Consider the following 11,795-nt stretch of genomic DNA (forward strand, 5'->3'; position numbering starts at 1 on the left):
TCAGCGAGGTGGCATTATAGAGATTGCGATCACATTGGCAAGCCCTTTTTCTCGTTTTTTTTGATTTTTTTATCGTTCGGATAAATTTGCATCAAAAGCGGTCAAAAGAGCACGTTATTTCTACAGTTCTCTAAATTTATCTGCGAAAAGAGCCACTTTTTCCCAATTGGTGTACTCCACCTCTTTGGTCGTATCGGTTTCGCCACCCGTCATCGACATAATGAACCTAATCATAGTTCTGTCGAACCAGCTATAACGTGGGTAATAAAGTGCACCAGCAAAAACACCGATTAGCGTTGGTTTCCAAGGCGACTTAATTAGGAACTTGCGAATGTAGGCACTACCTTCAGGTGTATCCTTTCCTTGGTCCTCTTTACGAGCGGTTAGGTTTACGCAGAAAAATGCCACTTTATTTTGCTCCAATTGATTGAGGTTTCGCTCAATAAACTGGTATAGCTTTTTATTAAGATGGCCATAGCGAATAGAGGCGCCTATCAATACTCTGTCGTATTGGCTGAAGTCAATCGTCTCGACATTATGTAAATCCACCAGCTCACAATCGAAATCTGGAAGTTGTTCATCTATATAGTGGAGAATTTTTTTAGTCTGCCCTTCGCGGGAAGAGTATAGAAATAATGCTTTTGCCACGATTTCCCCTTAGCTACGCCAAAACGTCGGCGTAAGTAGAATAAGTAAGGTAAAGATTTCCAAACGACCAAACAGCATAGAAACTATTAATACCCATTTTGCTTTGTCGTTAACATCACCAAAGTGAAGCGCCACTTCTCCCAAGCCAGGACCGAGGTTGTTCAGAGTCGCAGCCACCGCCGAGAACGCACTGAGCTCATCCATTCCTGTTGCAATCAACCCCAACATACAAACCACAAATACCAATGCGTATGCGGAGAAGAAACCCCAAACCGCATCGACAACACGTTGCGGTAGGGCACTGCCACCTACTTTGATGGTGTAAACCGCGCGTGGATGGACTAAACGTTTTAGTTCACGCGCACCTTGTAAGGTAAGAAGCAGGATACGGATCACTTTCATGCCGCCGCCTGTTGAACCAGCACAACCACCTATAAAGGAAGAGAACAATAACAGCACAGGTAAGAAGAGCGGCCAATCCGCAAAACCTGTTGTCGTAAAGCCCGCTGTTGTGGATATTGATACGGTTTGGAACAGAGCCTGATCGAAAGCATCGTATGTCGATGTGTAAGAGTGATGTTTCAGTAATAATAGAAAGCAAATGATAAATAGCAGCACTTGAATAAACAAGAAGGCACGAAACTCAGGATCTTTCCAGTAATACTTGGGATGTACGCCACCTGATGCAAATGCAGCAAAGTGCAGCGTGTAGTTACATGCAGATATAAGCAGAAAAACCACAGTAATCAGGTTAATCGCGTAACTATCAAAATATCCGATGCTGGCATCGTGGGTAGAGAAGCCGCCAATAGCAATGGTGGAAAAGCTGTGACTGATGGCGTCAAATGGCGTCATACCAGCTAACCAAAAAGCCGAAGCACAGGCGATAGTCAGGCTCAGATAGATGTACCAAAGCGCCTTAGCAGTTTCTGCTATGCGCGGCGTCACTTTAGTGTCCTTGACTGGACCAGGGATCTCGGCGCGGTAAAGCTGCATACCACCAATACCAAGTACTGGCAAAATCGCCACCGCTAATACGATGATTCCCATACCGCCGAACCACTGCAGTAACTGTCGATAGAATAGAATCGCTTTAGGTAACTCATCCAAACCAACAATAACGGTCGCCCCGGTCGTCGTGAGAGCAGAAAACGATTCAAAAAACGCATCTGTCACTGAGACGTTCGGGTTGTCAGCAATGAGAAAGGGGATCGAGCCTGCACTGCCAAGTACTGTCCAGAATAAGACGACAATAAGAAAGCCATCTCGAGCTTTAAGCTCGTGCTTATACCTGCGGTTTGGGTACCAACAAACGGCCCCACAAAACAGCAGAACAAAAAATGTCGTGACAAAAGGCACACCAGCACCATCTCGATAGATCAGCGCAACGAGTGCTGGCGCAAGCATAGTGACACTAAAGAGTGCGAGCAGTAGCCCGACGATTCGAATAATTGAACGAAATTGCATGGATAAATTGACTAGCGAAGCTGTCCCTGTTGCTTCCTGTTTTTCATTATTGTCCGTCTAGCGGAGTGACAATTGCCTTTGCCCCGCTTTTATTGATGATTGCTTGGGTAAACGCGCTCACTTCTCGAAGCTCAATTTCCACCACTAATACGACCTGATCGCTGTATTCAGCCTCGACTTCTATCGCACCAAATTGCGGCATGATTGATTGTGCGATAGGCATAAACCCATAGTCTAACGTTAGTCTGAGCTTTGTGGTTATTTTTTTCTCAATAGTTTGAAGCAGCTTGAGCGCTTGTTGAACCCCACCCCCATACGCTTTAACCAAGCCGCCTGTACCTAACTTGATTCCACCAGAGTATCGCGTGACCACAGCCGTGATCTCCCCCACCCCAGATCCAGACAGCTGCGCCAGGATTGGTTTGCCTGCCGTCCCTGAAGGTTCTCCATCATCACTAAAGCCCCACTTCATCGAATCTTCTGGTCGACCAGCAACAAAGCCCCAACAGTTATGTCTAGCATCAGCGTGTTTAGCTTTGATTTGATCAACAAATGCTTTTGCAGCTTCGATACTTGGCGTGTGTGCCAAATAAGTAATGAAGACGCTCTTTTTAATTTCTTCTTCAAATTGAGCGGGCTCTGCTGGAATCAGATAAGGCTTGTCATTCATAGGATTATGGATTCATGTCTATTTGCCTGAAGTCTATCACGAGTATGATTTACCCGTCGCATAAGATCTGCCACAGCGCACAATGTTAAACACTTGTTTAAAAAATGTATTGAAATTAAACAATCCACGATCCAAACTAACTTTACTGGTCAAACCAGAACAAAAATAAAACGACTTCCTCGATACCTATTTGCCGAGGTACACGGCGTCGTTGAAATAGGTATACAGACAATCCACGATTGTATGTCATGGAGATAGACAATGATTTACCAAGCCGAAACCCTACAGGTAAAGGAAATACAAGATGGTATTGCAGAGCTAAGCTTCTGCTCTCCAAAATCCGTCAACAAACTCGACCTAGCGACATTAGAATCGCTAGATAAAGCTCTTGATGCGCTCATTGCCCATCAAGGCCTCAAGGGGTTGTTGCTCACTTCAGATAAAGACGCATTCATTGTAGGCGCAGACATTACCGAGTTTTTAGGTCTGTTTGCTAAAACGGATGCCGAGCTCGACCAATGGCTGCAATTTGCTAATAGCATCTTTAACAAATTAGAAGACTTACCCGTTCCGACCATCTCAGTGATCAAAGGCCACGCTCTTGGTGGCGGTTGTGAATGTGTGCTAGCAACAGACATGCGTATTGGTGACAAAACCACCAGCATCGGCCTACCAGAAACGAAACTGGGAATCATGCCTGGCTTTGGTGGTTGTGTACGCTTGCCTCGCGTTATTGGCGCAGACAGCGCAATGGAAATCATCACCCAAGGTAAAGCATGCCGAGCTGATGAAGCATTGAAAATTGGCTTACTCGATGCTGTTGTAGAGACTGATGCTTTATACGAATCAGCACTACAAACTCTTAACTCTGCAATTAACGAGAAACTTGACTGGCAAGCACGCCGAGCACAGAAAACATCTCCGCTAACGCTGAGTAAGCTTGAATCAATGATGAGCTTCACCATGGCGAAGGGTCTGGTGGCACAAAAAGCAGGTCCTCACTACCCTGCCCCAATGACAGCCGTTATCACGATTGAAGAAGGTGCTCGCTTTGCACGTAATGAAGCGTTAGACATTGAACGTAAGCACTTCGTGAAATTGGCTAAATCGGAAGAAGCAAAATCACTCGTTGGCCTATTCCTTAATGATCAATACATCAAAGGCATTGCGAAAAAAGCAGCGAAGTCAGCAAGTAAAGACACGCAACGTGCAGCCGTATTAGGTGCAGGTATCATGGGTGGCGGCATTGCTTACCAATCAGCGCTAAAAGGTGTGCCAGTCTTGATGAAAGACATCGCACAAGCGTCGCTCGACCTAGGCATGACTGAAGCATCTAAGCTGCTGAATAAACGCTTATCTCGCGGTCGCATTGATGGCTTTAAGATGGCGGGTATTTTAGCGTCAATCACACCGAGCTTACATTACGCAGGTATTGAAAACTCTGATGTGGTTGTTGAAGCTGTCGTTGAAAACCCGAAAGTAAAAGCAGCAGTTTTAAGTGAAGTTGAATCCCATGTCGGTGACGACACCGTTATCACCTCAAACACCTCGACGATTCCTATCAACCTATTGGCAAAATCACTAAAACGCCCAGAAAACTTCTGTGGTATGCACTTCTTCAACCCAGTGCATCGTATGCCTCTTGTTGAGATCATCCGTGGTGAGCACACCTCTGATGAAACCATCAATCGTGTTGTGGCGTATGCTGCAAAAATGGGCAAATCACCAATTGTCGTTAATGACTGCCCAGGGTTCTTCGTTAACCGCGTATTGTTCCCATACTTTGGCGGCTTCAGCATGCTACTTCGTGATGGTGCTGACTTTACGAAAATCGACAAAGTCATGGAGCGTAAGTTTGGCTGGCCGATGGGACCGGCGTACTTGCTTGACGTAGTCGGCATTGATACCGCGCACCACGCACAAGCTGTGATGGCTGACGGTTTCCCTGAGCGTATGGGTAAACAAGGTCGTGATGCGATTGATGCACTATTCGAAGCAGACAAATATGGTCAGAAAAATGGTAATGGCTTCTACAGCTACACCATAGATAAAAAAGGTAAGCCGAAGAAAACCTTCTCCGAAGCGATCTTACCGGTACTTGCTGACGTTTGTGCCGATAAGCAGGACTTTGACGATCAGACCATCATTCAACGTATGATGATTCCAATGATCAACGAAGTGGTGCTGTGCCTACAAGAAGGCATCATCGCGACTCCGCAGGAAGCAGATATGGCATTGGTTTATGGTCTTGGTTTCCCTCCATTCCGCGGTGGCGTATTCCGCTATCTAGACAGCGTGGGTATTGCTGAATACGTTGAAATGGCAAAACAACACGCCGAGCTAGGTGCGATGTACCAAGTACCGCAAATGCTGATTGATATGGCGGCGAAAGGTGAAAGCTTTTACGGTGCACAACAGCAAGGTTCTATCTAAGGAGGGATTCTAAAATGACTAATCAAACAAGAAATGTTGTCGTAGTCGATTGTCTACGTACTCCAATGGGTCGCTCTAAAGGTGGTGCTTTCCGTCATACACGAGCAGAAGATCTATCTGCGCGCCTAATGAAAGGCATTCTTGCGCGTAACCCACAAGTGAACCCAAGCGAGATTGAAGACATCTACTGGGGCTGTGTACAGCAAACACTAGAGCAAGGCTTTAACGTTGCACGTAATGCCGCGCTACTCGCGGGCCTGCCGATTGAAATTGGCGCCGTGACGGTGAACCGCTTGTGTGGTTCATCAATGCAAGCGCTTCACGACGGTACACGTGCCATCATGACTGGCGATGCTGAAATCTGCCTAATTGGTGGCGTTGAGCACATGGGGCATGTGCCAATGAACCACGGTGTAGACTTTCACCCAGGTATGTCAAAGAACGTAGCAAAAGCTGCGGGCATGATGGGCTTAACGGCTGAAATGCTTGGTAAATTACATGGCATTAGCCGTGAGCAACAAGACGAGTTTGCCGCTCGCTCTCACGCTCGTGCGCACGCAGCAACCGTAGAGGGTCGTTTTAAAAACGAAATTCTACCAATTGAAGGCCACGCCGCTGACGGCACCCTGTTCACTCTAGATTACGATGAAGTGATTCGCCCTGAAACATCCGTTGAAGGTCTATCTCAACTTCGCCCAGTGTTCGACCCTGCAAACGGTACAGTAACAGCCGGTACATCATCGGCTCTGTCCGATGGTGCATCAGCGATGTTGATCATGAGTGAAGAGAAAGCTAATGAACTTGGCTTGAAGATTCGTGCACGTATTAAAGGCATGGCCATTGCGGGCTGCGATCCTTCTATTATGGGTTACGGTCCTGTACCTGCGACGAAAAAAGCGCTCAAGCGTGCCGGTCTTTCAATTGAAGACATGGATGTGGTTGAGCTAAACGAAGCATTTGCCGCGCAGTCTCTGCCGTGTGCTAAAGACTTAGGCCTGCTTGATGTTATGGATGAGAAGGTCAACCTTAACGGTGGTGCGATAGCATTGGGTCATCCACTAGGCTGTTCTGGTTCACGTATCTCAACAACGTTGATCAACCTAATGGAAGCGAAAGACGCGAAATACGGTCTGGCCACCATGTGTATCGGTTTGGGTCAGGGCATTGCGACAGTATTTGAACGACCATAACAGTTCAAGACGTTGTTGTAGTGATCGAGCCAACAATCATAAGCAAATGAACTAGTACTAAAATTTTTAGTATTACACTTAAGGGCGACAATTGATGTCGCCCTTTTTGTTTTACATCAAACATGCATGAAGAGCATACATTAAATGCTCAAGTTTCATTTTATTCATAGACAAAGAAGACATACACTTAGACCAGTTAATATCTTGCTGCATGTGACCCAGAGTCATGCTACCGCACAATCGGAGAACCTTATGTTTAATGCTCTAGTTCTAAATCAAGAAGACAAACGTACTATCGCTAACATCGAGCAAATCGATGAAACACAACTGCCTGAAGGCGACGTTCTGATTGACGTTGATTACTCATCGTTAAACTACAAAGACGGCCTTGCGATCACAGGTAAAGGTAAAATCATCCGTAACTTCCCGATGGTGCCAGGTATTGACTTAGCAGGTACGGTAGTAAGCTCAGAAGACGACCGCTACCAAGCTGGTGACAAAGTTGTCCTTACTGGCTGGGGCGTGGGTGAAAACCACTGGGGTGGTATGTCTCAGCGTGCTCGTCTAAAAGCAGATTGGCTAGTACCACTACCAAAAGGTCTAGACAGCAAGAAAGCAATGATGGTTGGTACTGCTGGCTTCACTGGCATGCTATGTGTTCAAGCACTGCTTGATGCAGGCATCAAACCTGAAAATGGTGAAATCCTTGTAACTGGCGCAAGTGGCGGTGTAGGCTCAGTCGCAGTAACGCTTCTAGCACAGCTTGGCTACAAAGTTGCTGCAGTGACAGGTCGTGTAGAAAAAAATGGCCCGCTACTTGAAAAACTAGGTGCTAGCCGCATCATCGACCGTACTGAATTTGAAGAACCAGCACGTCCACTTGAAAAGCAAGTATGGGCAGGTGCGGTTGATACTGTAGGCAGCAAAGTACTGGCTAAAGTATTGGCGCAAATGGATTACAACAGTGCAGTTGCAGCTTGTGGTCTTGCAGGTGGTTTTGATCTACCAACCACAGTGATGCCGTTCATCCTACGTAATGTTCGCCTACAAGGTGTGGACTCAGTAATGTGCCCAACAGAGAAACGTATCGCAGCATGGGAAAAGCTGGTCGAGCTACTACCAGACAGCTACTTCGAGCAAGCGTGTACTGAAGTTGCTCTTACTGAAGCACCGAAATATGCAGAAGACATCACCAACGGTCAAGTAACGGGTCGTGTGGTTATCAAGCTATAAACACTGACTCAGTGTAAACAGACGAAGAGCCGGCATTGCTGGCTCTTTTTTGTTAGCAGTTCAGTCCCATATCTTCGATACGTTTAGCTATCAGACGGCTACACTCTTCACGCACAATCGTTCTTAACCATTCTTGAGCGGGAGAATGCTCGCAACGCGCATGCCAAATCATCGAGTATTCAAACGGCGTGAATTGGAATGGTAACGGTTTCACCACCAAGTCATAACGCTCGGCAACCAGATACGCCAAGTCCGCTGGCACTGTGATGATAATTGGCAAGGTATCCATGATCGCCAATGCGGCTTCTAAATGATAAGCCCGCAGAACCATTTTACGCTTAGGTTTCTCCATCAAAGCTTGTTCGATCAGTGCCTTAACACCATCACTGATGGCGATCATGGCATGTGGATGACTCAGATAATCATCCAAGCTCATTTCTTTATTCGCTAATGGATGCTGTTTTGAAAGCATACACAGCACCCCCACTCGCCCCAACACTTCACTGCGTAGAGGCTCCACCGGGCCTGTCGGGCGACAAATCGCTAAGTCTGCACCTTCATAAGTGAGCTGATCTGATAAACGGTCGTGTTGCAGTGGTAAGAAGTTGAAAGACACATTTGGTGCTTCTTGGTAAATTCTCGGCAAAGCGAACGGTAATATCGTTTGCATGGCATAATCGGTGGTCACGATGTTGAAAGTCTGTACGCATTGCAATGGGTCAAACTCAACCGGAGATAACAACTGACGTAAAGACTCTAATGGCTCGCCCAATGAGCGATCGATCTCTAACGCTTTCTGAGTTGGGATCAAATGCTGTCCCTGACGAGTAAACAGCGGGTCTCCCAATAAGTCGCGTAGACGACCAAGCACACGACTCATTGCCGATTGACTCAAGTTCAGACGTGTTGCCGCCTTACTGGCACTGTTTTCTTCTATCAGTACTCGCAACGCAACCAGTAAATTTAAATCTCGGCGATAGATGTCTTCCAGTTCCACAAATTAGCCACTTATTTTGTATGTGTTTGGGTAAATTGTACTCTTTAGGCAAAAAAAATCCCGCCTTTCAGCGGGGAAGCCCAAGAAAAATGGGGATAGTGTCGGAATGAAGTGTCGGTAAAAATAGGTGAGCGTTATTAAAAGCATTCTGATCCAAGCAAGAAGCGCTAATTTTCTTGCTCAGATGCGCCAGACCATCTGCGCATCTCGATCCAAATCCCAATAATAGTGGCAACCATGCCTACTAGAGGCGTCAAAGAGGTGTCAGCTGGCGTCCTGAGTACCAATGCACAAAACGAGATAAAACACAGCACTGAGTAAATCGTAAGTCTGTCTAACGCTGTTAACATTGCCTCTCCCCTGCCAGTTGTTACCAAATTGTTAATTTAAGGTAAAACAAAAAATTCGGTTTGCCAAGTGGTTATTGAATATTTTTTCAACGAAAGTAAAATTCAACGCTCAGTTAGTTACGAGAATCACACTATGAGCTTTAATCCTGAACTGGCAAACAAGACATTAGAGGCGGAAGGACTGCGCTGCCCAGAGCCAGTGATGATGGTCAGGAAGACAATTCGCAACATGCAAGATGGTGAGATTTTGCTGGTCAAAGCAGACGATCCATCCACAACTCGAGACATTCCGAGTTTCTGCCGCTTTATGGACCATCAATTAGTTGCGGCACAAACGGAGCAAGTTCCGTATCAGTACCTGATCAAGAAAGGATTGGAATAATCTGGTCGAACTAAAAACGGCAGCCTATATTGGCTGCCGTTTGTTTATTCGTCGTATTCGAGTGTGCGAACTTCTGATTGGAGCTTGTTAAGTTGTTTCTTCATTGCCCGCATCTCTTCATGCATAGGAATGATGTGAGCGACACGAATCCACGCTTCTACTGTCAATCCAGTAAGAACGAACGATCCTGCTACAATCGGTAACCACATATCAGTTAGCACCATCGCTAGTAAACACAGCGCTAAACCAAAAGTGAATAAATAACTCTGACTCTTCGGGGACATCCCCATGTAACGTGTAAGCATAAACTTGCCCTCTCGCTATCATTCACACCATTAAACTACCATGACAAGTATGACACTTATATGTCATCCGTCACGCAACGGAACGATTTTGAGTCAGAGTTTGAACTCGCGCAGCACGCCACTAATGATTGATAACTCACATCATTTCACGTGCAAAAAATCAGAACAGTGCAGCCCCTATTGCCAAAGCAATAAACAAAAATGCGGTGATTTTACGGATCAGCCCTAAAGGCATCTTGTCGGCCGACAATTTACCAATCAGGACCACAGGAACATTCGCCAGCAGCATACCGATTGTGGTACCGATAATCACCAAACTTAACGCATCCGCGTATTGCGCCCCTAAGATGGAAGTGGCGATCTGAGTTTTATCGCCTATCTCCGCAACGAAGAACGCGATAAAACTGGCAATAAATGGGCCTCGATTAGAAATCTGCTCGTCATCATCCAGTTTATCCGGGATCAGAACCCAAGCCGCCATCGCGACAAAACTGACCACCAGCACCCACTTTAAAATCTCAGGTGATAGATAGTCTGCGACAACCACACCTAACCATGCAGCCAAAGCGTGGTTGGCAATAGTTGCCAAAAAGATTGCTGCAATAATTGGGATTGGTTTTCGGTAACGACTTGCGAGTAATAGAGATAGCAATTGGGTCTTATCGCCAATTTCTGCTAACGCTACAGTAGTAATTGAAATAGCTAAAACGCTCACGACATGCTCATTGGGGCAGGGATTATTATTTTTAACCGAAGACAAACCTCACGCCCCTACCCCGGTTCGTGATGATTTGTCTAAGGTCTTGCTAAACTTGAAAGGCTTCAAGTCTCGAACGCCATGGTGATTTTGCACCAATTATGTTGACGGACGAACCAGATGAAACAGAAACTTCATCAGGTAAGCTACTCCCCAAAGACAGGCGCAATTCTAGCCACCTTTGTTGCGCTTCTCAAGAGCCAAAGCAGGCAAAAACTCCCTTTTAGGAAAAATACAGCAGATAACGCGGTAAAAATTCATTAAAGGAGAAAATCGCCCACGAATTAATCAAGATTAGCTCTACTCCCATGCTCAATATCTGGTTATACTAGATTGTTAATTTATTCAACCGTAATTACTCTTTATCGCCGTTGTTAGAGTTGAAAAACTCGGCATAGATGACGAATTAACGAGTAACAAGAGAATCGCGCGAACCTGACTTATGCAAAAATACGATATCAAAACCTTCCAGGGAATGATCCTCGCGCTGCAGGATTATTGGGCTCAAAATGGTTGTACCATTGTTCAACCGCTAGATATGGAAGTGGGTGCGGGTACCTCTCACCCAATGACCTGTCTACGAGCGCTTGGCCCAGAGCCAATGTCGACAGCTTACGTACAACCTTCACGTCGTCCTACTGATGGCCGTTACGGTGAAAACCCTAACCGTCTTCAGCACTACTACCAATTCCAAGTAGCGCTAAAACCATCGCCTGACAATATTCAAGAGTTGTACCTTGGCTCCCTTGAAGTTCTTGGTATTGACCCTCTTGTACACGACATCCGTTTCGTAGAAGACAACTGGGAAAACCCAACACTAGGCGCATGGGGTCTGGGCTGGGAAGTTTGGCTAAACGGCATGGAAGTGACTCAGTTTACTTACTTCCAGCAAGTTGGTGGTCTTGAGTGTAAGCCAGTAACTGGTGAGATCACTTACGGTATTGAACGTCTAGCAATGTACATCCAAGAAGTAGACTCTGTTTACGACCTAGTTTGGAACATCGCGCCAGACGGCAGCAAAGTGACTTACGGTGACATCTTCCACCAAAACGAAGTAGAGCAATCAACTTACAACTTCGAGCACGCAGACGTTGATTTCCTATTTGGTTTCTTCGAACAGTGTGAGAAAGAGTGTAAAGAGCTGCTTGAGCTTGAAAAGCCACTGCCACTACCTGCTTACGAGCGCATTCTAAAAGCTGGTCACGCATTCAACCTACTAGACGCGCGTAAAGCGATCTCAGTAACTGAACGCCAACGTTACATCCTACGCATCCGCAACCTGACGAAAGCAGTTGCAGAAGCATACTACGCATCGCGTGAAGCTCTTGGCTTCCCAATGTGTAAGAAAGAACAAGCGTAAGGG

Annotated in this window: 12 protein-coding genes; 5 read left to right on the forward strand and 7 right to left on the reverse strand. The window is 46.1% G+C overall.

Annotation, left to right across the window (positions count from 1 at the left end; all coding sequences use genetic code 11):
* Positions 1-120: 120 nt before the first annotated feature.
* Genes hemG through R8O11_RS16280 form a run of 3 tightly spaced genes read right to left on the reverse strand, consistent with a single transcriptional unit; the run spans position 121 to position 2,785 of the window.
* Positions 121-648, reverse strand: a complete 528-nt coding sequence (hemG, locus tag R8O11_RS16270) for a menaquinone-dependent protoporphyrinogen IX dehydrogenase (RefSeq protein WP_005378894.1) — start codon at positions 646-648, stop codon at positions 121-123.
* Positions 649-657: 9 nt separating this feature from the next.
* Positions 658-2,115, reverse strand: coding sequence for a TrkH family potassium uptake protein (locus tag R8O11_RS16275; RefSeq protein ID WP_005378893.1), 1,458 nt, complete (start codon positions 2,113-2,115; stop codon positions 658-660).
* Positions 2,116-2,161: 46 nt separating this feature from the next.
* Positions 2,162-2,785 (reverse strand): YigZ family protein, encoded by a 624-nt coding sequence (locus R8O11_RS16280; RefSeq protein ID WP_005378891.1) that lies wholly within the window; start codon positions 2,783-2,785, stop codon positions 2,162-2,164.
* 261 nt (positions 2,786-3,046) lie between these two features.
* On the opposite strand from R8O11_RS16280, the gene fadB reads away from it, so the two are divergent.
* From fadB to R8O11_RS16295, 3 genes are all read left to right on the forward strand, one after another.
* A complete protein-coding gene (fadB, locus tag R8O11_RS16285) occupies positions 3,047-5,218 on the forward strand; it encodes a fatty acid oxidation complex subunit alpha FadB (RefSeq protein WP_053304063.1) in 2,172 nt (723 codons plus the stop codon).
* Positions 5,219-5,232: 14 nt separating this feature from the next.
* Positions 5,233-6,408, forward strand: a complete 1,176-nt coding sequence (fadA, locus tag R8O11_RS16290; protein ID WP_006743176.1) for an acetyl-CoA C-acyltransferase FadA — start codon at positions 5,233-5,235, stop codon at positions 6,406-6,408.
* A gap of 252 nt (positions 6,409-6,660) precedes the next feature.
* Entirely contained in the window at positions 6,661-7,641 is a 981-nt protein-coding gene (locus R8O11_RS16295; protein WP_054730021.1) for an MDR family oxidoreductase, read from the forward strand.
* A gap of 52 nt (positions 7,642-7,693) precedes the next feature.
* Here R8O11_RS16295 and R8O11_RS16300 read toward each other — a convergent pair whose 3' ends face one another.
* Together R8O11_RS16300 and R8O11_RS16305 are read right to left on the reverse strand one after the other, a co-directional pair.
* Positions 7,694-8,638, reverse strand: coding sequence for a LysR family transcriptional regulator (locus R8O11_RS16300; protein WP_318194280.1), 945 nt, complete (start codon positions 8,636-8,638; stop codon positions 7,694-7,696).
* A 167-nt stretch (positions 8,639-8,805) separates the two neighbouring features.
* Positions 8,806-8,988 carry a hypothetical protein gene (locus R8O11_RS16305; RefSeq protein ID WP_005378880.1) on the reverse strand — a complete coding sequence of 61 codons (183 nt, stop codon included), beginning with the start codon at positions 8,986-8,988 and terminating at the stop codon, positions 8,806-8,808.
* A 133-nt stretch (positions 8,989-9,121) separates the two neighbouring features.
* Here R8O11_RS16305 and tusA point away from each other — a divergent pair, with 133 nt between their 5' ends.
* Entirely contained in the window at positions 9,122-9,370 is a 249-nt protein-coding gene (gene tusA, locus R8O11_RS16310) for a sulfurtransferase TusA (protein WP_005378879.1), read from the forward strand.
* Positions 9,371-9,414: 44 nt separating this feature from the next.
* On the opposite strand, the gene R8O11_RS16315 is transcribed toward tusA, so the two are convergent.
* Positions 9,415-9,675 (reverse strand): hypothetical protein, encoded by a 261-nt coding sequence (locus R8O11_RS16315; RefSeq protein ID WP_005378878.1) that lies wholly within the window; start codon positions 9,673-9,675, stop codon positions 9,415-9,417.
* 160 nt (positions 9,676-9,835) lie between these two features.
* Entirely contained in the window at positions 9,836-10,390 is a 555-nt protein-coding gene (locus R8O11_RS16320; RefSeq protein ID WP_005378877.1) for a TMEM165/GDT1 family protein, read from the reverse strand.
* 484 nt (positions 10,391-10,874) lie between these two features.
* Here R8O11_RS16320 and glyQ point away from each other — a divergent pair, with 484 nt between their 5' ends.
* A complete protein-coding gene (gene glyQ / locus R8O11_RS16325; protein WP_005451074.1) occupies positions 10,875-11,792 on the forward strand; it encodes a glycine--tRNA ligase subunit alpha in 918 nt (305 codons plus the stop codon).
* The last annotated feature ends 3 nt before the right edge of the window (positions 11,793-11,795 follow it).

The organism is Vibrio sp. 1288 (genome assembly GCF_033344475.1).

What these genes read in the sequence shown, in the direction of transcription:
- R8O11_RS16295 (WP_054730021.1), top strand. Translation starts at nt 6,661, where the DNA reads ATGTTTAATGCTCTAGTTCTAAATCAAGAAGACAAACGTACTATCGCT.
- R8O11_RS16275 (WP_005378893.1), bottom strand. Translation starts at nt 2,115, where the DNA reads ATGCAATTTCGTTCAATTATTCGAATCGTCGGGCTACTGCTCGCACTC.
- tusA (WP_005378879.1), top strand. Translation starts at nt 9,122, where the DNA reads ATGAGCTTTAATCCTGAACTGGCAAACAAGACATTAGAGGCGGAAGGA.
- R8O11_RS16315 (WP_005378878.1), bottom strand. Translation starts at nt 9,675, where the DNA reads ATGCTTACACGTTACATGGGGATGTCCCCGAAGAGTCAGAGTTATTTA.
- R8O11_RS16280 (WP_005378891.1), bottom strand. Translation starts at nt 2,785, where the DNA reads ATGAATGACAAGCCTTATCTGATTCCAGCAGAGCCCGCTCAATTTGAA.
- fadA (WP_006743176.1), top strand. Translation starts at nt 5,233, where the DNA reads ATGACTAATCAAACAAGAAATGTTGTCGTAGTCGATTGTCTACGTACT.
- glyQ (WP_005451074.1), top strand. Translation starts at nt 10,875, where the DNA reads ATGCAAAAATACGATATCAAAACCTTCCAGGGAATGATCCTCGCGCTG.
- R8O11_RS16305 (WP_005378880.1), bottom strand. Translation starts at nt 8,988, where the DNA reads ATGTTAACAGCGTTAGACAGACTTACGATTTACTCAGTGCTGTGTTTT.
- fadB (WP_053304063.1), top strand. Translation starts at nt 3,047, where the DNA reads ATGATTTACCAAGCCGAAACCCTACAGGTAAAGGAAATACAAGATGGT.